Genomic DNA, 25,466 nt, shown 5'->3' on the forward strand with positions numbered 1-25,466 from the left:
CCAAAGACCACACAGGTCTTGCATGGGAACCGGATCAATGTGGGAGCTGGCTTGCCTGCGATGGCATCGACTCGGTGTCACTCAAGCCCGAGTCGCCTGCATCGCGGGCAAGCCCGGCTCCCACATTGACCGGTTTCCACAGTGGTTCGGTGGTTGCCTAGAAATCCTTGCACAAGCGCAGGGCGTCATAGATCGCAGCGTGGGTATTACGCTGTGCCACACAGTCACCGATGCGGAACAGCAAGTACCCATCACCCGCCTCGCTCAGGCACGGCTGCGGCTTGATCGCGAACAAGGCTTCGACGTCGATCTGGCCCTTGTTGCGCGAGCCTTCCTTGAGTGCGTAGTAGATAGCTTCATCCGGACGCACGCCGTTCTCGACGACCACCTGGTCCACCACCCGCTCCTCTTTGGCACCGGTGTATTCGTTCTCCAGCACCGCCACCAGCTTGTCGCCTTCGCGGTAGACCTTTTCCAGCATCATGTCGCCGGTCATGATCACTTCTTTCGGGTACATGCTGCGGTAGTAGGTCGGGAACGACGTACCGCCGATGGCCACGCCTGGCTTGATGTCGTCGGTGACGATCTCGACCTGGCTGCCTTTGTCCGCAAGGAAATCCGCCACCGACATGCCGGTGAATTCGCAGATGGTGTCGTACACCAGCACGTTCTTGCCCGGCGCGACTTTGCCGTCGAGCACATCCCAGCTGCTCACCACCAGGCCTTCGGCCGCGCCCCAGTGTTCGTTCTGTTCCACATTCGGATGTCCACCCACCGCCAGCACCACTACGTCCGGACGCACGTCCAGGATAGTGTCGGCATCAGCGGCCACGCCCAGGCGCAGATCGACCTTCAACCGCGCCAGCTCCAGTTGGTACCAACGGGTGATACCGGCAATCTGGTCACGCTGCGGCGCCTTGGACGCCGTGGTGATCTGCCCACCAATAAACTCTTTCTTTTCGAACAGGGTTACGTCATGGCCGCGCTCGGCCGCTACGCGTGCAGCCTCCATCCCGGCCGGGCCGGCACCGACCACTACAACCTTGCGTTTAACGCCGGTGGTTTTTTCGATGATATGCGGCACGCCCATGTATTCACGGGAGGTCGCGGCGTTCTGGATGCACAGCACATCCAGCCCTTGGTACTGGCGGTCGATGCAGTAGTTGGCGCCGACGCACTGCTTGATCTGGTCGATCTGGCCCATCTTGATCTTGGCGATCAGGTGCGGGTCGGCGATGTGCGCACGGGTCATACCGACCATGTCCACATAACCGCCTTCCAGAATGCGCGTGGCCTGGTTCGGGTCCTTGATGTTCTGCGCGTGCAGCACCGGGACCTTGACCACTTCCTTGATACCGGCGGCCAAGTGCAGGAACGGCTCCGGTGGATAACTCATGTTCGGGATCACGTTGGCCAGGGTGTTGTGCGTGTCGCAACCCGAGCCCACCACACCGATGAAATCCAGCATGCCGGTGTCGTCGTAGTACTTGGCGATCTGCTTCATGTCCTCATGGGACAAGCCGTCCGGGTGGAATTCATCACCGCACAGGCGCATGCCAACGCAGAAGTCGTCACCGACTTCGGCGCGCACGGCTTTCAGCACTTCCAGGCCGAACTTCATGCGGCCTTCGAAGCTGCCGCCCCACTCGTCGGTACGCTTGTTGACCCGCGGGCTCCAGAACTGGTCGATCATGTGCTGGTGCACCGCAGACAGTTCCACACCGTCCAGGCCACCGGACTTGGCGCGTTTGGCGGCGCTGGCGTAGTTGCTGATCACGCGCCAGATTTCTTCCGGTTCGATGGTCTTGCATGTCGCACGGTGCACCGGCTCACGCACGCCAGACGGCGACATCAGCGTGGGCCAGTTGAAGCCGTCCCAACGCGAGCGACGGCCCATGTGGGTAATCTGGATCATGATCTTGGCGCCATGCTTGTGCATGGCGTCGGCCAGGTTCTGGAAGTGCGGGATGATGCGGTCGGTAGACAGGTTGACCGAACTCCACCATTCCTGCGGGCTGTCGATAGCCACAACCGAGGAACCGCCGCAGATCGCCAGGCCGATACCGCCCTTGGCTTTCTCTTCGTAATACTTCACATAGCGGTCGGTGGTCATGCCGCCGTCGGTCGCGTAGACCTCGGCGTGGGCGGTGCTGAGCACGCGGTTGCGGATGGTCAGTTTGCCGATCTGGATCGGCTGGAACATTGCTTCGAAAGCCATGGCACGGTCCTCGGCTTACAACGGCTTGACGGTGAACAGGCCGTCATCGTGGCCCTCTTCGGAGCCTCCGTAGACTTGTTCGGCGACAGTGCGGATCTGGCTGCCGCGGGCTTGCAGGATCTGGTCCATGGCGCCGGCAAACCAGCCGGTGAACATGTAGTCCACCTTACGCCCGACCTTGCCGTACACGTACACAAACGCGGAGTGTTCCAGCTTGACGCTGCAGGTGCCCTTGTCGAGGTCGATATCCTGGATCTTGAACAGGCCCCAACCGCGTTGCGACAGGCGCTTCATGTAGTGCTCGAACACCGCGACGCCTTCCAGGCCGTGGCATTCAGCTTCTTTCTCACACCAGTGCCAAGCAGACTTGTAGCCAGCCTTGTAGAGGATTTCGGCGTAGGCGTCGGCGCCCAACACTTCTTCGATGCCAATGTGGTTGTTGACGAAGAAATGGCGTGGCACGTACAGCATCGGCAGGGCGTCGGAGGTCCAGACACCGGTTTCGCTGTCGACTTCGATAGGCAATTGCGGGGCGATCTTGGCCATGGAAACTTAACTCCAGAAAAATTCTTGTTGATGCCCCCGGCGCGAATGGCCGGGGGGAAAAGATGCGGTGGCGGTGGCTTATTCGCCCCAGACGTCCTTGAGGACGTTGACCCAGTTTTCGCCCATGATCTTGCGTACCACGCGCTCAGGGTGGCCGCGCTTGAGCAGGGTCTCGGTGAGGTTGGGGAATTCGCCCACGGTGCGGATGCCCAGCGGGTTGATGATCTTGCCGAAGCTGGTCAAGCGGCGGGCGTAGCCCTTGTCATGGGTCAGCATTTCGAAGAAATCCTGGCCATGACCCTGGGTGAAATCGGTGCCGATGCCGATGGCGTCTTCGCCAACGATATTCATGGTGTATTCGATGGCTTCGGCGTAGTCGTCGATGGTCGAATCGATGCCTTTGGCCAGGAACGGCGCGAACATGGTCACGCCGACAAAACCGCCATGGTCGGCAATGAACTTGAGTTCTTCATCGGACTTGTTGCGCGGGTGCTCTTTGAGCCCGGACGGCAGGCAGTGGGAGTAGCACACCGGTTTTTTCGATTCGAGGATGACTTCTTCGGACGTCTTGGAGCCGACGTGTGAGAGGTCGCACATGATGCCGACGCGGTTCATCTCAGCGACGATTTCACGGCCAAAACCCGACAGGCCGCCATCACGCTCGTAGCAACCGGTGCCGACCAGGTTCTGGGTGTTGTAGCACATCTGCACCACACCGACGCCGAGTTGCTTGAATATCTCGACATAGCCAAGCTGGTCTTCGAAGGCATGGGCGTTCTGGAAGCCGAAGATGATGCCGGTCTTGCCCTGCTCCTTGGCGCGGCGGATGTCGGCGGTGGTTTTCACCGGGATCACCAGGTCGCTGTTTTCACGGATCAGGGTCTGGCTGGCCACGATATTGTTGATGGTGGCCTGAAACCCTTCCCACACCGACACGGTGCAGTTGGCAGCGGTGAGGCCGCCTTTGCGCATGTCCTCGAACAGGTCGCGGTTCCACTTGGCAATAATCAGCCCGTCGATAACGATGCTGTCGGCGTGCAATTCGGCTGGGCTCATCAGGCGTCCCCTTATTGGCGATTCATGCGCCGAATCGTCTGCCGGCGCTTTGGGGCCAGCATATGCCCAGGGGCCGACAGAGCCGGGTGCAAAAACGACAGGGGAATTGCCGAAAGCGTCAATCCGCGACAAAGGCTGTTATGAGAGGTCTGACTGGCGGCTGTTCTTTGTCTTACGCTTGAGCCAGAATTCCCGCATCACCTGATATGAGACGGCGCAATGAAATCGATTTTCCTGGCTTTGGCACTCATCGCAACCGGCGTCCACGCGGCCGAAGACACCGACAGCACGCCGTGCGACGGCATCGAAAACGACAAGCAAACCCTGGAATGCGCCTCTTACAACAAAACCACCGCCGAACAACTGCTCAAAGACAACTATCAAGGTCTGCTGGAACGCATGGCTTCGACCTATGGCAGCGACAAGACCAAGCTGGCGGACATTACCGCTCGTCTGAAGGATGCCCAGCAGAAGTGGGAAAAGTTACGGGATGCTGATTGCGCCGTGGACACCTTCCCGGCAGTCAACGGCACCAAGGCGTATGCGATTGCGCAGAATGATTGTCTGGCACGAATGAGCGATGAGCGGTCGGAGTTTTTGGAGTCGATCGGGCAGGAATAAACGACAATCACCGCCACTCTTCTCTGAACCAAGGCTATTCATGACTATTTGCGGCATCGAAATCAAAGGCAGCGAAGCCATCATCGCTGTCGCCTCCCTGGACAATCAGGCGTTGAGCCATGTCGCCCTCGCGACCAAGAAGATCGCACTTGAAGACGACGATGAGGCCGCCAACGTCAAAGCCTTCGCCGCTCAAGTGAAAGCGTTTGTGCAGGAAAACGCCATCACCCGTATCGCCATCAAGAAGCGCAGCAAGAAGGGTGAATTCGCCGGCGGCCCGACCACGTTCAAGATTGAAGGGGTGTTTCAGTTGCTGGATGCGGTTGAGGTGACGCTGCTGTCACCGCAGACCCTCAATGCGCAGAACAAGAAACACAATTTTGAACTGCCGGCGACGCTGAACAAGTATCAACATGAGGCCTACAAGGCAGCCTGCTCGGCCCTGCTAAAGAAATAAGAAACCCCCTATTCACTGTGGGAGCTGGCTGTACGCCCCCTGTGTTGCAGCCAATCGCCAAAGGTCTTGTCCTCCAGGGCATAACCGCCCCGGCTCGACTTCCACACCAGTTCCTTGTCGCGCAGGGCATCGATGCAAGCCTGAATCGTCTGGGTGCCCGGCACCACGTCACTGCCCATGTCTTCCAGCGCTTTGCTGACCGCAGCGAGGGTGCTGTCGGTGAACGGCGCGAAGGGTTCGTTGGTTTGAGAGCGCTCTACCATCACTTGCAGCACGGCGCGCTGGGGGATGGTGAGCGTGTTCCAGGCGCTTTCGAATTCGGTCCACACGCCTGCGCGCAACAGTTCGGCGCGACTGTGCAGCAGTTGGCCCAAATTGCTCGCCTCACCCAGCTCCAGCGCCACTTCGCCGATGATCGTGCGCAACATCTCGGGCCGACGGCCAACCAGCTCAAACGCCTCATCGATATCGGCCGCGTTGAATTGGTTGGTTTTCGCCAAGTGCGCGTTGAGGTGCGCGGTATAGGCCTGGGTGAACGCTTTGCCCAGCAACGGGAACGGCGTAATGCTGGAGCCGAAGAAAGGCTGGCTTTTACCCAATACCAGGTGGGCCAGCTTGTCGCGATTGGAGCCAGTGAACACCAGATGCAAACCGCTGCCTTCCTCGTCACGCCCCTGGTTGAGCTGATCCCGGGCGGCCTTCAGCGCAAACATCGCATTGATGCCTGAATCGCTGGTCAAGGCGTGCTGCGCCTCGTCAATCACCAGGACGACGGTTTTTTCCGCCGCGTGGTGCAATAACTCCAAGGCTTGGGTCAAGGTCGCGCCGACCGGCAATTGAGGCTTGCTGAAGTCCCAGGACAGCGTGCGCAGAAAGCTCAGTTTCTCGATCCCAAGGTTCTTGGCCAGCTTGCGAATGCCCTTTTCATAGGGCACCAGCGCTGCGCCAATGGCGCTGGCAATCAACTCCGCAGGGTCTTTCTCTTTGTCGGCCCACAGATCGACGTACACCGTCAGCCACCCTCGAAGCTGACACTCCGGGATCAGGTCTTCGCGCAAAAAAGTACTTTTGCCCGTGCGACGCGGCGCCGCGAGAAACAGACCAGAGGTGAAATCCTGGATACCGGCCCCCACCAGGCCGTCGGCAATGCTGCTTGCCAGCGCGGGACGGCGGAATACAAAGCCGCTGTGCTTGGACATGGTTTTATACTCAATTATGGAAAGGACTATAAATTATAGTAACGAGTATAATTAACTATAATTGGCCGTCAAACCACTTCCCTTCGCCGATCCTCCCTCGGGCACTTCGCGAACCGTGCCCGATAACTGCGGGTGAAATACGACGGCGACTCAAACCCACAGGCAATGCTCACTTCCAGCACACTCATGTCGCTCTGGCGCAGCAGCTGCCGGGCTTTTTCCAGGCGCAGGCCGAGGTAGAAGTTGCTGGGGGTGTCGTTCAGGTGCAGGCGGAACAGGCGCTCCAGTTGGCGGCGCGTGACTTTGATCGCTTCGGCCAAGGCCAAAGTGCTCAGGGGCGGCTCGGTGTGCTGCTCCATCTCGCCGATCACTTGCACCAGTTTTTTGTTGTTGATGCCGTAGCGCGTGGCGATCTGCATGCGCTGGTGGTCTTTGCGTGGGCGGATGCGGCCGAGCACGAATTGTTCGGAGACCTGGATCGCCAGTTCGGGGCCGTGGGCCTGGGCGATCAGGTCGAGCATCAGGTCGATGGAGGCCGTACCGCCGGCGCAGGTGATGCGGCGGCGATCAATCTCGAACAGCTCCTGGGTCACGGTGAGCTGTGGATAAGATTCCTTGAAAGCGTCGATGGCTTCCCAGTGCAGGGTCAGGCGATGGCCATCGAGCAGGCCGGCTTCGGCGAGGACGCAGGCGCCGGTGTCGATGGCGCCGAGGGTCACGCCGTCGTGGTCGAGGCGGCGCAGCCAGTGTTCCAACGCGGGGGTGGCGAATTGCAGCGGTTCGAAGCCCGCCACCACCAATAACGTCGCGCCCTTTTTCAACGGTTCCAGCGCGGCGTCGGCGTTGACCGACATGCCATTGCTTGCCAGCACCGCGCCGCCATCGGCACTCAACACATGCCAGCGGTACAACTCGCCACGAAAGCGGTTAGCCACCCGAAGCGGTTCCAGCGCGGAGATAAAGCCGATGGCCGAGAAGCCCGGCATCAGCAGAAAGTAGAAATCCTGGGACATGGTGGCGCTCTCGTCGGACGGGCAGCGTGGCACTGTGATACTCCCGTTCTCGGGTGGATTCAAGGGGGCAGGTCGCTGCAGTGCAAGAGCTGGTCGCCGCCGTGCGTTTTATAGGCCCTCAAGCTGCGTAACTTGATCCCACGGCGCACAAAGACGCCGGACCCCACAATAACGACCTGCCGAGGGATCCACCATGAACCGACTGATCAGCCGCTGTGTGCTTGCACTCAGCGCCAGCGCCATCTTGAGCACGAACGTACTGGCTGCCGACGCGGCATCTTGCCAGAACGTGCGCATGGGCGTGGTGAACTGGACCGACGTAATCGCCACCAGCGCCATGACCCAAGTGTTGCTCGACGGCCTCGGCTACAAGACCAAACAGACCAGCGCCTCCCAGCAAATCATCTTCGCTGGCATCCGCGACCAGCGCCTGGATTTGTTCCTGGGCTACTGGAACCCGCTGATGACCCAGACCATCACGCCGTTCGTCGACGCCAAGCAAGTCAAGGTCCTCGACAAACCCAGCCTCGAAGACGCGCGCGCCACCCTCGCCGTGCCGACTTACCTGGCGGACAAGGGCCTGAAAACCTTCGCTGACATCGCCAAGTTCGAAAAAGAACTGGGCGGCAAGATCTACGGCATTGAGCCAGGCTCGGGCGCCAACACCCAGATCAAGGCAATGATCGCCAAGAACCAGTTCGGCCTGGGCAAGTTCCAGCTGGTGGAATCCAGTGAAGCCGGCATGCTCGCCGCCGTCGACCGCGCGGTGCGCCGCAAGGAAGCCGTGGTGTTCTTCGGCTGGGCACCGCACCCGATGAACGTCAACGTCGCCATGACCTACCTCACCGGCAGCGACGACGCCCTGGGCCCGAACGAAGGCATGGCCACCGTGTGGAGCGTCACCGCGCCGAACTACGCCGAGCAGTGCCCCAACGTGCACAAACTGCTGACCAATCTCACCTTCACCGCAGCCGACGAGAGCCGGATGATGCAGCCGCTGCTGGATCACAAGGACGCCATCGAGTCCGCCAAGCAGTGGCTCAAGGACCACCCGCAAGACCAGGCGCGCTGGCTGGAGGGTGTGACCACCTTCGACGGCAAGCCGGCCGCGGCCAACCTGCAACTGACCAGCCAATAACCTTTTCTGAACCACCGTTTCGCAGCTCAACCGGGCTGCGAACGGCACCACCACGCCTGTAAGGAACCGCCAAATGAACCACGACGTCATCATCACCTGCGCACTCACCGGTGCTGGCGACACGACCAGCCGCAGCCCCCACGTGCCGGTCACCCCCAAACAAATCGCCGCCGCCGCCGTGGAAGCGGCCAAGGCCGGCGCCACCGTTGTGCACTGCCATGTGCGCGACCCTGAAACCGGCAAGTTCAGCCGCGACGTCGCCCTGTATCGCGAAGTGATGGAGCGCATTCGCGAGGCCGACATCGACATTATCGTCAACCTCACCGCCGGCATGGGCGGCGACCTGGAGATCGGCGGCGGCGAGAACCCGATGGAGTTCGGCCCCAACACCGACCTGGTCGGCCCGTTGACCCGCCTGGCTCACGTCGAGGAGCTGCTGCCGGAAATCTGCACCCTGGACTGCGGCACCCTGAACTTTGGCGATGGCGACACCATTTACGTCTCCACCCCGGCGCAACTGCGGGCCGGCGCCAAACGCATCCAGGAACTGGGCGTTAAGCCTGAGCTGGAAATCTTCGACACCGGTCACCTGTGGTTCGCCAAGCAGATGATCAAGGAAGGCCTGCTCGACAACCCACTGTTCCAACTGTGCCTGGGCATCCCATGGGGCGCACCGGCAGACACCACCACCATGAAAGCCATGGTCGACAACCTGCCCGCCGACGCGGTATGGGCGGGCTTTGGCATCGGCCGTATGCAAATGCCGATGGCGGCGCAAGCGGTGCTGCTGGGCGGCAACGTGCGGGTCGGCCTGGAAGACAACCTGTGGCTGGACAAAGGCGTGCTCGCCACCAACGGCCAATTGGTGGAGCGCGCCAGTGAAATCCTCAGCCGCCTGGGTGCACGGGTCATGACCCCGGCTGAAGGTCGAATCAAGATGGGTTTGACCAAGCGCGGTTGATCGTAGCCACCACTTTTTTTAGGAATTTGCCATGAGCTTTATCACCGAAATCAAAACCTTCTCCGCCCTCGGCAGCGGTGTCATCGGCAGCGGCTGGGTGTCCCGCGCCCTGGCCCATGGCCTGGATGTGGTCGCCTGGGACCCGGCGCCCGGTGCCGAAGCCGCACTGCGCAAACGCGTCGCCAATGCCTGGGGCGCCTTGGAAAAACAAGGCCTGGCGCCGGGTGCGTCCCAGGATCGCCTGCGCTTTGTCGCCACCATTGAAGAGTGCGTGAAAGACGCCGATTTCATCCAGGAAAGCGCCCCGGAACGCCTGGAACTGAAACTCGACCTGCACAGCAAGATCAGCGCTGCGGCCAAGCCGAATGCGTTGATAGGGTCGAGCACGTCCGGCCTGTTGCCGAGCGAGTTCTACGAAGGTTCGACCCACCCTGAGCGCTGCGTGGTCGGCCACCCGTTCAACCCGGTTTACCTGCTGCCGCTGGTGGAAGTGGTCGGCGGCAAGAACACCGCACCAGAGGCAATCCAGGCCGCGATCAAGGTGTATGAATCCCTCGGCATGCGCCCTCTTCACGTGCGCAAGGAAGTCCCGGGCTTTATCGCCGACCGTCTGCTTGAAGCGCTGTGGCGTGAGGCCCTGCACCTGGTCAATGACGGCGTCGCCACCACCGGCGAGATCGACGACGCGATCCGCTTTGGCGCGGGCTTGCGCTGGTCGTTCATGGGCACGTTCCTGACCTACACCCTGGCCGGCGGCGACGCCGGCATGCGCCACTTCATGGCGCAGTTCGGCCCGGCGCTGCAATTGCCGTGGACCTACCTGCCGGCGCCGGAGCTGACCGACAAGCTGATCGACGATGTGGTCGACGGCACCAGCGATCAACTGGGCAAACACAGCATTTCGGCGCTGGAGCGCTATCGTGATGATTGCCTGCTGGCGGTGCTGGAGGCGGTGAAAACCACCAAAGCCAAGCACGGCATGACCTTCGCCGAATAACGGAACCCCTGACATGCCCGCACTCACCACCTACACCACCCAGGTCCACCCTGACTGGGTGGACTACAACGGCCACCTGCGCGACGCGTTCTACCTGCTGATCTTCAGCTACGCCACCGACGCGCTGATGGACACCCTCGGCCTGGACAGTGAAAACCGCGAAGCCAGCGGCCATTCACTGTTCACCCTGGAGCTGCACCTCAACTACCTACACGAAGTGAAACTGGGCGCCGACGTGGAGGTGCATACCCAACTGATCGCCTTTGATGCCAAGCGCCTGCACCTCTATCACAGCCTGCATCTAGTGGGCGATGAAAAGGAACTGGCGGGCAACGAACAGATGCTGCTGCACGTGGATCTGGCGGGCCCGAATTCGGCGCCGTTCACCGAGGCCACGCTGGAAAAACTCACGGCCATCAGTGCCGAGCAGGCCGACCTGCCGCGCCCCGCCCTGCTCGGCCGAGTGATTGGACTGCCCCCCAAGAAGCAATAAGGAGCCACCATGCAAGCCGCCGCCGCTGTCGCCGATTTCCGTACCTACCCGAAGATCTGCGACATCGCGGACGTGCGGGTGCTGGACGATCAAATCCTCGTGCATTGGGCCGATGGGCGGGTCAGCCCGTTTCATCATCAATGGCTGCGGGACAACTGCCCCTGTGCAGAATGCGTGTACAGCGTAACCCGCGAACAAGTACTGGAGATTGTCGACGTAGACGCCAATCTCAGGGCTGCCTCGGCCCGTCTTGATCAAGGCAATCTGTGGGTGGAATGGAACGGCGACCACCGCAGCCAGTACGATCCCGGCTGGTTGCGGGCCCATGCCTACGACGATGAATCCCGTGCCGAACGCCGTGCGGCAAAGCCCCAACCCCAGCTGTGGGACAGTCGCTTCCAACTGCCGGTGTTCGACTACTCGGCGGTCATGGAAGACCCGAACACGCTGCTGCAATGGTTGCTGGCGCTGCGCGATTCAGGTCTGACGCAAATCCGGGGCGTCCCAACCGAGCCCGGCTCCCTGGCGCTGATCGCCAAGCGCATTGCCTTCATCCGCGAGAGCAACTTCGGCGTGCTGTTCAATGTGCAATCCAAGGCCGACGCCGACAGCAATGCCTACACCGCTTTCAACCTGCCCTTGCACACCGATCTGCCCACGCGGGAGCTGCAACCGGGCCTGCAATTCCTGCATTGCCTGGTGAACGATGCCAGCGGTGGCGAGAGTATTTTTGTCGACGGGTTTGCCATCGCCAACGCCCTGCGCACGGAAGAGCCCGAAGCGTTTCGGGCACTGTGTGAAATCCCGGTGGAGTTTCGCAACAAGGACCGCCACAGCGACTATCGCCGCCTGGCGCCGATCATTGCGCTGGATGCGTTGGGGGATGTGGCGGAGATTCGCATGGCCAACTTTCTGCGTGGGCCTTTCGAGACCAGCGTGGCACAGATGCCGCTGCTGTATCGCGCGTATCGACGTTTTATCGCCATGACGCGGGAGGATCGTTTTCGTGTGGTCAAGCGCTTGAATCCGGGGGAGCTGTGGTGCTTTGACAACCGCCGCACCTTGCATGCGCGTAATGCTTTTGACCCGGCTTCCGGGGCGCGGCACTTCCAGGGTTGCTACATCGATCGGGATGAGTTGCTCTCGCGAATTTTGGTATTGCAGCGTTAAAAAAAGCCCCGATCCAGCCGTGACCGGATCGGGGCAGAGTGCCTTGTGTGAGCGTGACATCCTGAGGGTGACCAAACCTTCAAGCTGAGTGCTTGGGTTCAGTGTGCCCATTAATGCGCTCGGTAAATGGCCCGAAAACGACATGCTCGTAGCCATCTGAGGCATTCGTGCAATCTCGCCTTGCCGACCGCTTGGGCGGCTACCAGAATCGAGGTCAAACCCCCTTCCCTTCACCAGGATAAACGTCATGATGCATGCGGATTTGATTGACCAGGATGACCTGCTGGGCCAACTGCGCTCACTGGGTTTTGAAGTGTCCAGCGGCGCCACCGCCGAGCAGGCCTGCGAGTGTGCGGTGCGTGGGTTGAGCGAGGCGCGGGCCAAGGCGCTCAAAGGGATGGTTGAGCAGATGTACACCGGTAGCGCGACGATCCTGCCGGCCGTGAGGCAGGCAATCGACAAGCAGCTATTGCCGGCGTTGGTGCAGTTCAAACAGAACTCTGGCGCCTGAATAGATCACTGTGGCGAGCGGGCTTGCCCCGCGTTGGGCTGCGCAGCGGCCCCAAAATCTTGGGAGCGCTTCGCACTCCAACGCGGGACAAGCCCGCTCGCCACAACCACAATCACAACCACAACCACAACAAGCCTGCTCCCACAGGGTCTAGAGCCTTACGCTGGCAAACGTCGATTCGTTACGCGCCTGACTCAACGCCGACATCGGCCCCGACAACGGTGACAACACCAGCGCCTGCGGAATCGGCATCATCGCCACTTGTTGGGTGGTGTTGGAACCCACACGCTCATCCCGTGGCGGAATGCCGAAGTATTCGCGGTAGCACTTGGAGAAGTGCGGCGTGGAAACAAACCCGCACACCGACGCCACTTCGATGATCGACATCGGCGTTTGCTTGAGCAACTGCCGTGCGCGGATCAGGCGCAGCTTGAGGTAGTAGCGCGATGGCGAGCAATGCAGGTATTTCTGGAACAGCCGCTCCAGCTGGCGACGCGACACGGCGACGTACACCGCCAGTTCGTCCAGGTCGATCGGTTCTTCCAGGTTGGCTTCCATCAGCGCGACGATTTCCTGCAGCTTCGGCTGGTTGGTGCCGAGCATGTGCTTGAGCGGCACACGCTGGTGATCCTGTTCGTTGCGGATGCGTTCGTACACGAACATCTCGGAAATGGCGGCCGACAGTTCACGACCGTGATCGCGGCTGATCAGGTGCAGCATCATGTCCAGTGGCGCGGTGCCGCCGGAACTGGTGAAGCGGTTGCGGTCGAGGGTGAACAGGCGTGTGCTCATGGCCACGCGGGGGAAGGCTTCCTGCATCGAGGCCAGGCATTCCCAGTGCACGCTGCAATCAAACCCATCGAGCAAACCGGCGCAGGCCAGGGCCCAACTGCCGGTGCACACTGCGCCCAAGCGACGCGATTGGCGCGCCTGGCTTTGCAGCCACGACACATGTTCACGGGTCACAGTACGTTGGATACCCACGCCGCCGCACACGATCACGGTGTCCAGGGCTGGGGCTTTGTGCATGGAAGCATCGGGGGTGATTTGCAGACCGTCGCTGGCCCACACCTGGTTTCCATCGACGCTCAAGGTCGTCCAGCGATACAACTCGCGACCGGAGAGCTGGTTGGCCATGCGCAGGGGTTCGACTGCGGAGGCCAGGGAAATCAGCGTGAAATTGTCCAGCAGCAAAAAGCCGATGGATTGAGGCGCACGGTTCTGGGGTTGGGCCCCGGAGTTGAACGACGTCATCGCGGTATCTCCTCACACAAAGCGGGTGATGGCCTCAGGCGAGGCTCTTGTTATTGCGCTCTTCATCCAGCCAGGAGAGAGGCTTTGAATTGATAGAGCAAATGCCATGCCTAAAATTGAATGGCCGTCCAATAACTCCTAAAAACGACCTGATGACGCGTCTAGATAAGCCCGCGCCGCGAGTACGGATATAGCCGGAATCGGCTGTAGGAACGAGTCTGCCCACGAGGCGTGAGCAGATCGGTAGCACTTGTGGGAAGGCGCTTTGCGGGTGTGGGAGAAGTCTGTCACCCCAAGCACGGGTGACCGGTGGTCCGGCGGGAAATCGTTCGGTAGCTACTTATCTGTTTGCGACGCGCTAAAAGGTGGCGCTTTTGGATCCGGGTGTTCACTTAATGAGCAGGAGTGCCACTCAACACTCCACAGCACTCACCGCCAACCCACCCCGCGATGTCTCTTTGTATTTGTCATGCATATCCGCCCCGGTATCGCGCATGGTGCGAATCACCCGGTCCAGGGAGATGAAGTGCTGGCCATCGCCACGCAGCGCCATTTGCGCAGCGTTGATTGCCTTCACCGCCGCAATCGCATTGCGCTCGATGCACGGCACTTGTACCAGCCCACCCACGGGGTCGCAGGTGAGACCCAGGTTATGTTCCAGGCCGATCTCGGCGGCGTTGCACAGCTGCTCCGGCGTAGCGCCGAGGATCTCGGCCAAACCAGCAGCCGCCATCGCACAGGCCGAACCGACTTCGCCCTGGCAGCCGACTTCGGCACCGGAGATCGAGGCGTTCTTCTTGCACAGGATCCCCACCGCCGCCGCACCCAGCAAGTAGTCTACGACGTTGGCTTCGGTGACTTCCTCGCTGAACTTCATGAAGTAATGCAACACCGCCGGAATAATCCCCGCTGCGCCGTTGGTAGGCGCGGTGACCATACGTCCACCCGCGGCGTTTTCTTCATTGACCGCCAGCGCGAACAGGTTGACCCATTCCATGGCGCTCAAGGTCGAGCCGATCACATTGGGCTTGTTCAATTCCTGCAGGCTGCGGTGCAACTTGGCCGCACGCCGGCGCACGTTCAAACCGCCAGGCAGGATGCCTTCGTGCTTGAGGCCTTGCTCCACGCAATCCTGCATGGCGCGCCAGAGTTTCATCAGGCCACTGCGTATTTCTTCTTCGGAGCGCCAGACCTTTTCATTGGCCAGCATCAACTCGGCCACGCGCAGGTTGTGGGTCTTGCACAGCTGCAACAGCTCGACCGCGCTGGAAAAATCGTAAGGCAACTCGGTGCGGTCCATATCGGCCACGCCGCTTTGCGCCTGGGCTTCGTCCACTACGAAACCGCCGCCCACTGAATAGTAGGTGTCGCGGTGCAGTTCAGCGCTGTCGCCGTACACCACCAGTGTCATGGCGTTGGGGTGGAACGGCAGGTTTTCGTCGAGCAGACGCATGTCCCGCCCCCAGACGAAGGGCACCGGCAAACGCCCGTCCAGCAGCAAGGTGTCGGTCTCGCGCAGGGTGTGAATGCGCAGGCCGATTTGCGATGGATCGATCGCGTCCGGCCACTCGCCCATCAGCCCCATGATGGTCGCGGTGTCGCTGCCGTGGCCGATGCCGGTGGCGGACAAGGAGCCATAGAGCTGAACTTCGACGCGCCGCACTTGTTCCAACAGTTCACGTTCACGCAAGCCTTGAACGAACAACGCCGCGGCGCGCATGGGGCCGACGGTGTGAGAACTCGAAGGCCCGATGCCGATCTTGAACAGGTCGAAAACACTGATAGCCATTGCCGTGGAACTCCGCAGGTGAGCAAACCGGGCACCAAGGAGCTGCTACGCTCAAATCGCCCAGATGGCGGCATCATCAAGCTTTTGCTGACCGCCACGGCGTCTCACACCGACGTAACCATGCTCACCAGCGTCGCTTGCGTACGATCACCTGTTTTGGCCGTTTTTAGCGGTGCAGATGGACGAAAACTGCAGTTTCGCCTCTGGAAAAATCTGTAAGCGACGTCACCGACACTGGATACGACCATCCCTGTACTGGATACGACGCCCCCTGTAGGCGTCAGATTTTCACTGGTACATGATCAGTCTCGACTCGTTTGCAAGGCACCGTGCCAGAGCTGTTGTCGCACGCACCAACCGCAACACTTATAAAGCGCGGCGAATGCCGCCAGAAAAAACACAGGAGTCTACCCAGATGAAAGGTTCACCCTCGTTGTTGTTGGCCGCCATGCTGAGTCTGCCAGTCCTGGCACACGCCGCAGAACCGGAACAGTGCAAGACCGTCAACTTCTCCGATGTCGGCTGGACCGACATCACCGTCACCACCGCGACCACCAGCGAGATCCTCAAGGGCCTGGGCTACAAGCCGCGCACCACGATGATTTCGGTACCCGTGACCTACAAGTCACTGGCCGACGGCAAGAACATGGACATCTTCCTCGGCAACTGGATGCCGACCATGGAAAACGACATCAAGCAGTACCGTGATGCCGGCACCGTGGAAACCGTGCGCGCCAACCTGGAGAACGCCAAGTACACCCTGGCCGTCCCGGAAGCGCTGTACAACAAAGGCCTCAAGGACTTCGCCGACATCGCCAAATTCAAGGATGAACTGGGCGGCAAGATCTACGGCATCGAGCCGGGCAACGACGGCAACCGCACTATCCAGACGCTGATCGACAAAGACGCCTTCGGCCTGAAAACCGCCGGTTTCAAAGTCGTCGAATCCAGCGAAGCCGGCATGCTCTCCCAGGTCGAACGCGCCTCCAAGCGTGACCAGGCCATCGTGTTCCTCGGCTGGGAACCGCACCCGATGAACACCCGCTTCAAGATGAAGTACCTGACCGGCGGTGACGACTCGTTCGGCCCCAACTACGGCCAGGCCACCATCTACACCAATACCCGCAAGGGTTATACCCAGGAATGCAGCAACGTCGGCCAGTTGCTGAAAAACCTGGTGTTCACCCTGGACATGGAAAGCACCCTGATGGGTAAAGTCCTGGACGACAAACAAAAGCCTGACGCCGCCGCCAAGGCCTGGCTGAAAGCCAACCCGCAAGTCCTCGACACCTGGCTCGCCGGTGTCACCACCGTAGATGGCAAACCAGGACTCGACGCCGTTAAAGCCTACCTCGCCAAGTAATGTTGTCCCCGGGGCGGTGCGCTGCCCCGGGATGTTTTCCCTCTTCGCATGTGGACATTCACTACCATGCTGACTGAACAGAAAATCCCACTAGGCCAGTACATCGCTGCCTTCGTCGAATGGTTGACCCAACACGGCGCCAACTACTTCGACGCAATCGCATCGACACTGGAAACGATGATCCACGGCGTGACGTTCGCGCTGACCTGGTTCAATCCGCTGGCATTGATCGGTCTGATTGCGCTGCTGGCTCACTTTATCCAACGTAAATGGGGACTGACTGTTTTTGTCATCGCCTCCTTCCTGCTGATCCTCAACCTGGGGTACTGGCAGGAAACCATGGAGACCCTGGCGCAAGTGCTGTTCGCCACCTTGGTCTGCGTGGTCATCGGTGTGCCGCTGGGCATTGTTGCCGCGCACAAACCGTTGTTCTACACCATGATGCGGCCGGTGCTCGATCTGATGCAGACCGTACCGACCTTCGTCTACCTCATCCCTACCCTGACCCTCTTCGGGCTGGGTGTGGTGCCTGGTTTGATCTCTACGGTGGTGTTCGCGATTGCCGCGCCGATCCGCCTGACCTACCTGGGTATCCGTGATGTACCGCAAGAGTTGATGGACGCCGGCAAGGCCTTTGGCTGCTCGCGCCGTCAGTTGCTCTCGCGCATTGAACTGCCCCACGCCATGCCGAGCATTGCCGCCGGCATTACCCAATGCATCATGCTGTCGTTGTCGATGGTGGTGATCGCGGCCCTGGTGGGCGCCGACGGCCTCGGCAAACCGGTGGTCAACGCGCTGAACACCGCCGATATCGCCTTGGGCTTTGAAGCCGGTCTGGCGATTGTGCTGCTGGCCATCATGCTCGACCGCATCTGCAAACAACCCGACGCTAAAGTAGGGGGTGATGCATGAGCATTATCCGATTCGACAATGTCGACGTGATCTTTTCCAAAGACCCACGCGAGGCGCTCAAGCTGCTGGACCAAGGCATGAGCCGTAATGAAATCCTGAAAAAGACCGGGCAGATTGTCGGCGTAGAAAAGGCCAGCCTGGATGTCCAGAAAGGCGAGATCTGTGTGCTGATGGGCCTGTCGGGCTCCGGCAAATCCAGTCTGTTGCGCTGCATCAACGGCCTTAACACCGTCAGCCGTGGCCAGTTGTTCGTGGAGCATGAAGGTCGCCAGATCGACATCGCCTCCTGCACACCCGCCGAGCTGAAAATGATGCGCACCAAACGCATCGCCATGGTGTTCCAGAAGTTCGCCCTGATGCCTTGGCTGACGGTGCGCGAAAACATCAGCTTCGGCCTGGAAATGCAGGGCCGCCCGGAGAAAGACCGACGCAAGCTGGTGGATGAAAAGCTCGAACTGGTAGGCCTGACCCAATGGCGCAACAAGAAGCCGGACGAACTCTCCGGCGGCATGCAGCAGCGCGTCGGCCTGGCCCGTGCATTGGCGATGGACGCCGACATCCTGCTGATGGACGAACCCTTCTCCGCCCTCGACCCGCTGATCCGCCAAGGCCTGCAGGATGAGTTGCTGGAGCTGCAACGCAAGCTGAGCAAGACCATCGTCTTCGTGAGCCACGACCTCGACGAGGCGCTCAAACTGGGCAGCCGCATCGCGATCATGAAAGACGGCAAGATCATCCAGTACAGCGTGCCGGAAGAGATCGTGCTGAACCCGGCGGACGACTATGTGCGCACCTTCGTCGCGCATACCAACCCGCTGAACGTACTGTGCGGCCGCAGCCTGATGCGCACCCTGGACAACTGCAAGCGTGTGAACGGTTCAGTGTGCCTGGACCCAGGCGGCGACTCGTGGCTGGACCTGGCCGAAGGCAACACTATCAAGGGTGCCCGCCAGAATGGCGCAGTGATGAACCTGCAGAACTGGGCACCGGGGCAAGCGGTGGAAGGTTTGGGCCGAGTGCCTACGCTGGTGGATTCGAATATCGGCATGCGCGACGCGTTGCAGATTCGTTATCACACCGGGAACAAGCTGGTGTTGCATGACAACAACCAGGTGGTGGGGATTCTCGGAGACAGCGAGTTGTACCACGCCCTGCTGGGCAAAAACCTGGGGTAATCCCCCAGGTACAAAAACGCCGCGAGGATCGCGGCGTTTTGTTTTACAGGTGGATGATCAACCTTCAGCTATAGACACGGCCAAGGAGCTGCCGATGGCTTTCAAACTGATCGAGCACGTCCCGGGTGATCTGTTCCTGGGCGAAGCCCATCAGGTCGTACTCCTGAGGTCCGTTGTGCAGGTAGACCTCAGCGCGGTAGTAACGCGTGCGCTCTTCCTCGGGCAGGTCGCTCGGTGCCGACGAGTAAGCATCCAGGCTCACTTCGTAGACAAACGGGTTGCCCTCTTCCATCTCGATGCGCACACCGATGCAGCGCTTGGATTTACCCAGCAGCGTCTGCACTTCCAGCCCCTGTTCACGCAAGGCCGTCGCCGCTTCTTCCAACGCCGGCGTGACGTGCTTGTCCATGAAGCGTTGCACGGTGCCTTGGCTCGGTTGCAGGTCCAGCGCGGTCAAACGCTCGCTGAAACCACGGCGGCCACGCTCGGCCAGTTGCGCCTGCTCCTGTTCGATAGCCACGTCCTGGCGCATCGCCTTGTGCAAGCCGAACATAAAGAAGATCAACACCACCGAGAACGGCAACCCGGCCAGCACCACCATGGTCTGCATGGCTTCGAAGTTGCCGGCGAACAACAGGCCGATGGTCACCAGGGTGATCACCGCCGACCAGAAGATCCGCAGCCAGTGCGGCGCATCTTCATCCACATTGCCGCCTTTGCACGACAGGTTGGCCATCATCACCGCGCCGGAATCCGCCGGGGTCAGGAACAGCACGAAGCCCACGAAGATCGACACACCGATGACGACTTTCGACGCTGGGTAATGCTCAAGCAACTGGTAGATCGCCATGGACGGCTGTTCCAGTGCGGTCTTGCCCAACTCCACCGCGCCGTGGTTCAGCACCAGGTCCAAGGCCGAGTTACCGAAGATCGACAACCACGCCAGGGTGAAACCCAGCGGGATCAGCAGCACGCCGGCCACCAGTTCACGCACCGTACGACCACGGGAAATACGCGCGATGAACATGCCCACGAATGGCGCCCAGGAAATCCACCAGGCCCAGTAGAACAGGGTCCACAGGCCCATCCAGCGCTCGGTCTTGTCGGCGTCGCCTTCGTACACGTAGAGGTCGAAGGTTTTCAGGATGATGCCGTTGAGGTAGTCACCGGTGTTCTGCACCAAGCCGTTGAGCAAGTGCAAGGTCGGGCCGAACAGCAGCACGAAGATCAGCAGGCCGCTGAACAACACGATGTTGAGGTTGGACAGGCGGCGAATGCCGTTCTCCACGCCCGACACGGCGGCGATGGTCGCCACGGTGCTCATCACGATGATCACGATCAGCAGGTTGGTGTTGCTGTGCTGCATGCCGAACAGGTTTTCCAACCCGGACGACACCTGCATCGAACCAATCCCCAGGTTCGTCACCAGGCCCAACAGGGTCACGAACATGCCGAAACCGTCCACCGCATGGCCGGCCGCGCCTTTCACCCAACGCTCGCCCACCAGCGGGTACAGCGCCGAACGCAGGGCCAGCGGCTGGTTATGACGGTACGCGAAGTACGCCACGGCCAGGCCGACCAGGGCGTAGATCGCCCAGCCATGCAGGCCCCAGTGCAGGAAGGTCAATTGCAGCGCCTGGCGTGCGGCGCCATTGCTGGCGGCAGCGCCTTCGGGCGGGTTGAAGTAGTGGTCCAGCGGCTCGGAAGCACCGAAGTACAGCAGCGAAATGCCGATGCCCGACGAGAACAACATGCCGGCCCAGGCGCCGTAGCTGAAGTCCGGGGTGTCGTCCTTGCTGCCCAGTTTCAATTTGCCATAGGAGGAAAACGCCAGGCCCACCACAAACACCAGGTAGGCGGCGATGACCACCATGTAGTACCAGCCGAAGCTTTTCGACAGCCACGCCTGGGCAACACCGAGCATGCGCCCGGCCTCCTGCGGGGCGATGATCAGGATGGCAGTCAACAACAGAATCAACGCGGTGGAGGTGTAGAACACCCAACCGTTGACCCGCACCTTTTCTGGCGGGGTCTTTATAAGAGAGGCAGAACTCATGGCGCAGATGCTCCGGGCAGTGCGAGAGAGAAACACAAGGCAACGGTTATCCCGGGACATCGATTTTTCGGCAGTCGACGGACGGGTGTTATAAAGACACCCCGAAAATTCTTGAGCCTCGCCGAAGCGACGCCCAGGCCCTGATACGGCCTGTTTCAAGGTTTTTGCGGGTGTCAGATGTCGCGGCTCACAGGTAGGAAATATCTGTAGGCAGCGACCATTTGTCGCAGATCTTATTCTTTGTTGATTGAACGTTCAATCAAAACAAAATAGACTGGCCCTCAAGCCGACGGACGTTGATCGCCCATCGGCAGGCCTAAGGAGAGGTGCTACATGCCCAAGGTCGGTATGCAACCCATACGCCGCCAGCAGTTGATCGAAGCCACGCTGACGGCCATCGATCAGGTCGGAATGGGAGATGCCAGCATTGCGCTGATCGCCCGTTTGGCCGGCGTTTCGAACGGCATCATCAGTCACTACTTTCAGGACAAGAACGGCCTGATCGCCGCGACGATGCGGTACTTGATGAATGCGCTGATCGAGAACGTCCACGAACGCAGGCGTGCCCTGAAGGATGACAGCCCACGGGCGCACCTGCAGGTGATCATCGAAGGCAACTTCGACGCCAGCCAGGTCAACGGCCCGGCAATGAAAACCTGGTTGGCCTTCTGGGCCACCAGCATGCATCACCCGTCATTGCACAGGTTGCAGCGGATCAACGATCAACGTCTGTATTCCAACCTGTGCTGCCAGTTTCGCCGAGTGCTGCCGCTGCCGCGCGCGCGCAAAGCAGCCCGAGGCCTGGCGGCCCTGATCGACGGTTTGTGGTTGCGCGGCGCCCTGTCGGGAGACGCTTTCGACACGGAACAGGCGCAACGGATCGCTTACGAATACATGGATTTCCAATTGGCCAAGCAGGTGAGTTAGAGCACACATAACCGCTCAACCCCTGAACTGCTGTCGCTCAGTGTTGCCACACCCTTATGGCCCACTGTTCGGCGGTTAACGCCAACCACTTATGCACTTGCGAGGACTTTATGGCCCGTTTCGACCTGCAAAAACTCTACATTGACGGCGGCTACAGCGACGCTGGCAGCGATGCCACCTTCGAAGCCATCAACCCGGCTAACGGTGAAGTTCTCGCCCAAGTGCAACGCGCGACTAAAGAAGACGTTGAACGTGCCGTGGTCAGCGCCGAAAAAGGCCAGAAAATCTGGGCCGCCATGACCGCCATGGAGCGTTCGCGCATCCTGCGTCGTGCCGTCGACATCCTGCGCGAGCGCAACGACGAGCTGGCCGCCCTGGAAACCCTGGACACCGGTAAATCCTTCTCCGAAACCAAGTACGTCGACATCGTTACCGGCGCTGACGTGCTGGAATACTACGCAGGCCTGGTGCCGGCCATCGAAGGCGAGCAGATCCCACTGCGCGACACTTCGTTCGTCTACACCCGCCGCGAGCCGCTGGGCGTGGTTGCCGGTATCGGCGCGTGGAACTACCCGATCCAGATCGCCCTGTGGAAATCCGCACCGGCCCTGGCCGCGGGTAACGCAATGATCTTCAAGCCGAGCGAAGTCACTTCGCTGACCACCCTGAAACTGGCCGAGATCTACACCGAAGCCGGCATTCCGGCGGGCGTGTTCAACGTACTGACCGGCAGCGGCCGTGAAGTCGGCACCTGGCTGACCGAGCACCCGCGCATCGAGAAAGTCTCGTTCACCGGCGGCACCGACACCGGCAAGAAAGTCATGGCCAGCGCTTCCAGCTCGTCGCTCAAAGACGTGACCATGGAACTGGGCGGCAAGTCCCCCCTGATCATCTTCGACGACGCCGACCTCGACCGCGCCGCCGACACCGCGATGATGGCCAACTTCTACAGCTCCGGCCAGGTCTGCACCAACGGCACCCGCGTGTTTGTGCCCAAGCACCTGCAAGCCGCGTTCGAAGCCAAGATCGTTGAGCGTGTCGCGCGCATTCGCGTTGGCAACCCGGAAGACGAAAACACCAACTTCGGTCCGCTGGTCAGCTTTGCTCACATGGAAAGCGTGCTGGGCTACATCGCCAAGGGCAAAGAGCAAGGCGCCCGCCTGCTGTGCGGCGGCGACCGCCTGACCGACGGCGACTTCGCCAAAGGCGCCTTCGTGGCCCCGACCGTGTTCACCGACTGCACCGACGACATGGTCATCGTGCGTGAAGAAATCTTCGGCCCAGTGATGAGCATCCTCACCTACGAAACCGAAGAAGAAGTGATCCGCCGCGCCAACGACACCGACTTCGGCCTGGCCGCAGGCTTGGTGACCAAGGACCTGAACCGCGCCCACCGCGTGATTCATCAGCTGGAAGCGGGTATCTGCTGGATCAACGCCTGGGGCGAGTCCGACGCGAAGATGCCGGTCGGTGGCTACAAGCAATCCGGTGTGGGCCGTGAGAACGGCATCAGCTCGCTGAACAACTTCACCCGCATCAAATCGGTACAGGTTGAGCTGGGCGACTACGCCTCGGTGTTCTAAGACCCGAGCCTTGTATTGCCTGTGAGTGCCCTATCGCAGGCAAGCCAGCTCCCACAGTTGGAATGCGTTCCCCTGTGGGAGCCGGGCTTGCCCGCGATGAGGCCCGACCTGACTATCTCAAAAGAGGGTGCATCCAATGTCCCAAGAATACGATTACATCATTGTGGGTGCCGGCTCCGCCGGTAACACCCTGGCGACCCGTCTGACCGAAGACGAAGGCGTCACCGTCCTGCTGCTGGAAGCCGGTGGCCCCGACTACCGTTTCGACTTCCGCACGCAAATGCCAGCCGCCCTGGCGTTCCCACTGCAAGGCCGCCGCTACAACTGGGCCTACGAGACCGATCCAGAGCCACACATGGACGGCCGTCGCATGGAGTGCGGTCGCGGCAAGGGCCTCGGCGGCTCTTCGCTGATCAACGGCATGTGCTACATCCGTGGCAACGCTATGGACTACGACAACTGGGCGAAATTGCCAGGCCTGGAAAACTGGACTTACCTGGACTGCCTGCCGTATTTCCGCAAGGCCGAAACCCGCGACATCGGCCCGAACGACTGGCACGGTGGCGATGGCCCGGTCAGCGTGACCACGCCAAAAGCCGGCAACAACCCGCTGTTCCACGCCATGGTTGAAGCAGGCGTACAGGCCGGTTACCCGCGCACCGTTGATTTGAACGGCTACCAGCAAGAAGGCTTCGGCCCGATGGACCGTACCGTCACGCCTAAAGGCCGTCGCGCCAGCACCGCGCGTGGTTACCTGGACACGGCCAAGAAGCGTTCGACCCTGACCATCGTCACCCACGCCCTCACCGACAAAGTCTTGTTCGAAGGCAAGCGTGCCGTGGGCGTGCGTTACCTGATCGGCGCCGCCGAAGAGCGCGTTGAAGCCAGCGCCCGTAAAGAAGTACTGGTGTGCAGCGGCGCAATCGCCTCGCCGCAACTGCTGCAACGCTCCGGCGTGGGCCCGGCCAAACTGCTGGAAAGCCTCGATATCCCGGTGGTCCACGACCTGCCCGGCGTCGGCGAAAACCTGCAGGACCACCTTGAGCTGTACCTGCAATACGCGTGCACCCAGCCGGTCTCGCTGTACCCGTCGCTGCTCTGGTACAACCAGCCGGCCATTGGTGCCGAATGGCTGTTCAACGGCACCGGTATCGGCGCCAGCAACCAGTTCGAAGCGGGCGGTTTTATCCGTACCCGTGAAGAATTCGAATGGCCGAACATTCAGTACCATTTCCTGCCAGTGGCGATTAACTACAACGGCAGCAACGGTGTGAAAGAGCACGGTTTCCAGGCGCACATGGGCTCCATGCGTTCGCCGAGCCGTGGTCGCATCCAGCTGAAGTCGAAGAACCCACGGGACTACCCGAGTATCCTCTTCAACTACATGGCCACCGAACAGGACTGGCAGGAATTCCGCGACGGCATCCGCCTGACGCGTGAAATCATGCAACAGCCTGCTCTAGACCAGTACCGTGGCCGCGAGATCAGCCCCGGCATTGACGTGCAAACCGATGAGCAGCTCGACAAGTTCATCCGCGAACACGCCGAGACCGCGTTCCACCCGTCCTGCTCGTGCAAGATGGGCACCGACGAGATGGCCGTAGTGGACGGCGAAGGCCGCGTGCATGGCATGCAGGGTCTGCGCGTTGTGGATGCGTCGATCATGCCGATCATCACCACCGGCAACCTGAACGCGCCGACGATCATGATCGCCGAGAAAATCGCCGACAAGATCCGTGGCCGCCAGCCGCTGCCGCGCAGCACCGCCGACTACTACGTCGCGGGCGATGCGCCGGTGCGTGGCAAGCCGATGCGTGAAGTGGGTCCGACTGCGCAGTAACTGATACACCGCGTCGCGCCCTTCGCGAGCAAGCCCGCTCCCACATTTTGACCGCATTCCTATGTTGGAACTCGGTCAAATGTGGGAGCGGGCTTGCTCGCGAAGAGGCCCGAACAGTCACTGCAAAACCCCTCCTTGATCAGCTACTCTGTTTGCCTGCCCGCGACGAGCCGCCCACAAGGAAGGC

General features: G+C 60.7%; 23 protein-coding genes. 15 read left to right on the forward strand and 8 right to left on the reverse strand.

Annotated features, from left to right (window positions below; all coding sequences use genetic code 11):
- Positions 1-157: 157 nt before the first annotated feature.
- The 3 genes from dgcA to ACP7EW_RS15865 form a co-directional block, all read right to left on the reverse strand.
- On the reverse strand, positions 158-2,218 hold the full coding sequence (dgcA, locus tag ACP7EW_RS15855) for a dimethylglycine demethylation protein DgcA (RefSeq protein ID WP_426218255.1): 2,061 nt from the start codon (positions 2,216-2,218) through the stop codon (positions 158-160).
- A gap of 15 nt (positions 2,219-2,233) precedes the next feature.
- Complete coding sequence (locus ACP7EW_RS15860; protein WP_033898043.1) at positions 2,234-2,764, reverse strand: DUF5943 domain-containing protein; 531 nt, start codon at positions 2,762-2,764, stop codon at positions 2,234-2,236.
- A gap of 78 nt (positions 2,765-2,842) precedes the next feature.
- Positions 2,843-3,820, reverse strand: a complete 978-nt coding sequence (locus ACP7EW_RS15865) for a dipeptidase (RefSeq protein ID WP_005792153.1) — start codon at positions 3,818-3,820, stop codon at positions 2,843-2,845.
- Between the two features lie 219 nt (positions 3,821-4,039).
- Between ACP7EW_RS15865 and ACP7EW_RS15870 the strand changes: the two genes are divergently transcribed.
- Together ACP7EW_RS15870 and ACP7EW_RS15875 are read left to right on the forward strand one after the other, a co-directional pair.
- Positions 4,040-4,441 carry a lysozyme inhibitor LprI family protein gene (locus tag ACP7EW_RS15870; protein WP_016977792.1) on the forward strand — a complete coding sequence of 134 codons (402 nt, stop codon included), beginning with the start codon at positions 4,040-4,042 and terminating at the stop codon, positions 4,439-4,441.
- Positions 4,442-4,481: 40 nt separating this feature from the next.
- The gene (locus ACP7EW_RS15875; RefSeq protein ID WP_426218258.1) at positions 4,482-4,898 is read left to right on the forward strand and encodes a DUF3010 family protein; all 417 of its coding nucleotides are present in this window, start codon (positions 4,482-4,484) and stop codon (positions 4,896-4,898) included.
- An 8-nt stretch (positions 4,899-4,906) separates the two neighbouring features.
- On the opposite strand, the gene ACP7EW_RS15880 is transcribed toward ACP7EW_RS15875, so the two are convergent.
- Together ACP7EW_RS15880 and ACP7EW_RS15885 are read right to left on the reverse strand one after the other, a co-directional pair.
- Positions 4,907-6,097, reverse strand: a complete 1,191-nt coding sequence (locus ACP7EW_RS15880) for an AAA family ATPase (RefSeq protein WP_426218260.1) — start codon at positions 6,095-6,097, stop codon at positions 4,907-4,909.
- Positions 6,098-6,165: 68 nt separating this feature from the next.
- The gene (locus tag ACP7EW_RS15885) at positions 6,166-7,110 is read right to left on the reverse strand and encodes a GlxA family transcriptional regulator (RefSeq protein WP_016977789.1); all 945 of its coding nucleotides are present in this window, start codon (positions 7,108-7,110) and stop codon (positions 6,166-6,168) included.
- A gap of 193 nt (positions 7,111-7,303) precedes the next feature.
- Between ACP7EW_RS15885 and ACP7EW_RS15890 the strand changes: the two genes are divergently transcribed.
- From ACP7EW_RS15890 to ACP7EW_RS15915, 6 genes are all read left to right on the forward strand, one after another.
- Entirely contained in the window at positions 7,304-8,248 is a 945-nt protein-coding gene (locus tag ACP7EW_RS15890) for a choline ABC transporter substrate-binding protein (protein WP_038848891.1), read from the forward strand.
- A gap of 73 nt (positions 8,249-8,321) precedes the next feature.
- Positions 8,322-9,209, forward strand: coding sequence for a 3-keto-5-aminohexanoate cleavage protein (locus tag ACP7EW_RS15895; RefSeq protein WP_033898035.1), 888 nt, complete (start codon positions 8,322-8,324; stop codon positions 9,207-9,209).
- 31 nt (positions 9,210-9,240) lie between these two features.
- Positions 9,241-10,206, forward strand: a complete 966-nt coding sequence (locus ACP7EW_RS15900) for an L-carnitine dehydrogenase (protein ID WP_426218263.1) — start codon at positions 9,241-9,243, stop codon at positions 10,204-10,206.
- A gap of 13 nt (positions 10,207-10,219) precedes the next feature.
- Complete coding sequence (locus ACP7EW_RS15905; RefSeq protein WP_133075417.1) at positions 10,220-10,699, forward strand: thioesterase family protein; 480 nt, start codon at positions 10,220-10,222, stop codon at positions 10,697-10,699.
- 9 nt (positions 10,700-10,708) lie between these two features.
- Positions 10,709-11,869, forward strand: coding sequence for a gamma-butyrobetaine dioxygenase (locus ACP7EW_RS15910; RefSeq protein WP_426218266.1), 1,161 nt, complete (start codon positions 10,709-10,711; stop codon positions 11,867-11,869).
- A 247-nt stretch (positions 11,870-12,116) separates the two neighbouring features.
- Positions 12,117-12,380 (forward strand): hypothetical protein, encoded by a 264-nt coding sequence (locus ACP7EW_RS15915; RefSeq protein WP_010207120.1) that lies wholly within the window; start codon positions 12,117-12,119, stop codon positions 12,378-12,380.
- 150 nt (positions 12,381-12,530) lie between these two features.
- On the opposite strand, the gene ACP7EW_RS15920 is transcribed toward ACP7EW_RS15915, so the two are convergent.
- The gene (locus ACP7EW_RS15920; RefSeq protein ID WP_005792167.1) at positions 12,531-13,634 is read right to left on the reverse strand and encodes a GlxA family transcriptional regulator; all 1,104 of its coding nucleotides are present in this window, start codon (positions 13,632-13,634) and stop codon (positions 12,531-12,533) included.
- Positions 13,635-14,046: 412 nt separating this feature from the next.
- Complete coding sequence (locus ACP7EW_RS15925; RefSeq protein ID WP_426218268.1) at positions 14,047-15,423, reverse strand: L-serine ammonia-lyase; 1,377 nt, start codon at positions 15,421-15,423, stop codon at positions 14,047-14,049.
- A gap of 18 nt (positions 15,424-15,441) precedes the next feature.
- Between ACP7EW_RS15925 and ACP7EW_RS15930 the strand changes: the two genes are divergently transcribed.
- The 4 genes from ACP7EW_RS15930 (at position 15,442) to choV (ending at position 18,873) form a co-directional block, all read left to right on the forward strand.
- The gene (locus tag ACP7EW_RS15930; protein ID WP_133075420.1) at positions 15,442-15,642 is read left to right on the forward strand and encodes a hypothetical protein; all 201 of its coding nucleotides are present in this window, start codon (positions 15,442-15,444) and stop codon (positions 15,640-15,642) included.
- 196 nt (positions 15,643-15,838) lie between these two features.
- Positions 15,839-16,786 (forward strand): choline ABC transporter substrate-binding protein, encoded by a 948-nt coding sequence (locus tag ACP7EW_RS15935; protein WP_426218271.1) that lies wholly within the window; start codon positions 15,839-15,841, stop codon positions 16,784-16,786.
- A 66-nt stretch (positions 16,787-16,852) separates the two neighbouring features.
- Complete coding sequence (gene choW / locus ACP7EW_RS15940) at positions 16,853-17,698, forward strand: choline ABC transporter permease subunit (RefSeq protein WP_016972877.1); 846 nt, start codon at positions 16,853-16,855, stop codon at positions 17,696-17,698.
- Positions 17,695-18,873: a choline ABC transporter ATP-binding protein gene (gene choV, locus ACP7EW_RS15945; protein WP_426218273.1), complete on the forward strand. Its 1,179-nt coding sequence runs from the start codon at positions 17,695-17,697 to the stop codon at positions 18,871-18,873. Before choW ends, choV begins: the two co-directional genes overlap by 4 nt.
- Before the next feature lie 64 nt (positions 18,874-18,937).
- Here choV and ACP7EW_RS15950 read toward each other — a convergent pair whose 3' ends face one another.
- Complete coding sequence (locus ACP7EW_RS15950) at positions 18,938-20,872, reverse strand: BCCT family transporter (RefSeq protein WP_369682499.1); 1,935 nt, start codon at positions 20,870-20,872, stop codon at positions 18,938-18,940.
- A gap of 390 nt (positions 20,873-21,262) precedes the next feature.
- On the opposite strand from ACP7EW_RS15950, the gene betI reads away from it, so the two are divergent.
- The 3 genes from betI (at position 21,263) to betA (ending at position 25,279) form a co-directional block, all read left to right on the forward strand.
- Complete coding sequence (gene betI, locus ACP7EW_RS15955) at positions 21,263-21,856, forward strand: transcriptional regulator BetI (protein ID WP_016977777.1); 594 nt, start codon at positions 21,263-21,265, stop codon at positions 21,854-21,856.
- 110 nt (positions 21,857-21,966) lie between these two features.
- Positions 21,967-23,439, forward strand: a complete 1,473-nt coding sequence (gene betB, locus ACP7EW_RS15960; protein ID WP_426218275.1) for a betaine-aldehyde dehydrogenase — start codon at positions 21,967-21,969, stop codon at positions 23,437-23,439.
- A 136-nt stretch (positions 23,440-23,575) separates the two neighbouring features.
- Positions 23,576-25,279 carry a choline dehydrogenase gene (gene betA, locus ACP7EW_RS15965; RefSeq protein ID WP_426218277.1) on the forward strand — a complete coding sequence of 568 codons (1,704 nt, stop codon included), beginning with the start codon at positions 23,576-23,578 and terminating at the stop codon, positions 25,277-25,279.
- Positions 25,280-25,466 lie beyond the last annotated feature (187 nt).

The organism is Pseudomonas sp. DWRC2-2, from assembly GCF_049897885.1.
Taxonomy (GTDB): Bacteria; Pseudomonadota; Gammaproteobacteria; order Pseudomonadales; family Pseudomonadaceae; genus Aquipseudomonas; species Aquipseudomonas azotoformans_A.

Coding starts and splice junctions, on each gene's coding strand:
- dgcA (WP_426218255.1), bottom strand. CDS start 2,218: ATGGCTTTCGAAGCAATGTTCCAGCCGATCCAGATCGGCAAACTGACC.
- ACP7EW_RS15860 (WP_033898043.1), bottom strand. CDS start 2,764: ATGGCCAAGATCGCCCCGCAATTGCCTATCGAAGTCGACAGCGAAACC.
- ACP7EW_RS15865 (WP_005792153.1), bottom strand. CDS start 3,820: ATGAGCCCAGCCGAATTGCACGCCGACAGCATCGTTATCGACGGGCTG.
- ACP7EW_RS15870 (WP_016977792.1), top strand. CDS start 4,040: ATGAAATCGATTTTCCTGGCTTTGGCACTCATCGCAACCGGCGTCCAC.
- ACP7EW_RS15875 (WP_426218258.1), top strand. CDS start 4,482: ATGACTATTTGCGGCATCGAAATCAAAGGCAGCGAAGCCATCATCGCT.
- ACP7EW_RS15880 (WP_426218260.1), bottom strand. CDS start 6,097: ATGTCCAAGCACAGCGGCTTTGTATTCCGCCGTCCCGCGCTGGCAAGC.
- ACP7EW_RS15885 (WP_016977789.1), bottom strand. CDS start 7,110: ATGTCCCAGGATTTCTACTTTCTGCTGATGCCGGGCTTCTCGGCCATC.
- ACP7EW_RS15890 (WP_038848891.1), top strand. CDS start 7,304: ATGAACCGACTGATCAGCCGCTGTGTGCTTGCACTCAGCGCCAGCGCC.
- ACP7EW_RS15895 (WP_033898035.1), top strand. CDS start 8,322: ATGAACCACGACGTCATCATCACCTGCGCACTCACCGGTGCTGGCGAC.
- ACP7EW_RS15900 (WP_426218263.1), top strand. CDS start 9,241: ATGAGCTTTATCACCGAAATCAAAACCTTCTCCGCCCTCGGCAGCGGT.
- ACP7EW_RS15905 (WP_133075417.1), top strand. CDS start 10,220: ATGCCCGCACTCACCACCTACACCACCCAGGTCCACCCTGACTGGGTG.
- ACP7EW_RS15910 (WP_426218266.1), top strand. CDS start 10,709: ATGCAAGCCGCCGCCGCTGTCGCCGATTTCCGTACCTACCCGAAGATC.
- ACP7EW_RS15915 (WP_010207120.1), top strand. CDS start 12,117: ATGATGCATGCGGATTTGATTGACCAGGATGACCTGCTGGGCCAACTG.
- ACP7EW_RS15920 (WP_005792167.1), bottom strand. CDS start 13,634: ATGACGTCGTTCAACTCCGGGGCCCAACCCCAGAACCGTGCGCCTCAA.
- ACP7EW_RS15925 (WP_426218268.1), bottom strand. CDS start 15,423: ATGGCTATCAGTGTTTTCGACCTGTTCAAGATCGGCATCGGGCCTTCG.
- ACP7EW_RS15935 (WP_426218271.1), top strand. CDS start 15,839: ATGAAAGGTTCACCCTCGTTGTTGTTGGCCGCCATGCTGAGTCTGCCA.
- choW (WP_016972877.1), top strand. CDS start 16,853: ATGCTGACTGAACAGAAAATCCCACTAGGCCAGTACATCGCTGCCTTC.
- choV (WP_426218273.1), top strand. CDS start 17,695: ATGAGCATTATCCGATTCGACAATGTCGACGTGATCTTTTCCAAAGAC.
- betI (WP_016977777.1), top strand. CDS start 21,263: ATGCCCAAGGTCGGTATGCAACCCATACGCCGCCAGCAGTTGATCGAA.
- betB (WP_426218275.1), top strand. CDS start 21,967: ATGGCCCGTTTCGACCTGCAAAAACTCTACATTGACGGCGGCTACAGC.
- betA (WP_426218277.1), top strand. CDS start 23,576: ATGTCCCAAGAATACGATTACATCATTGTGGGTGCCGGCTCCGCCGGT.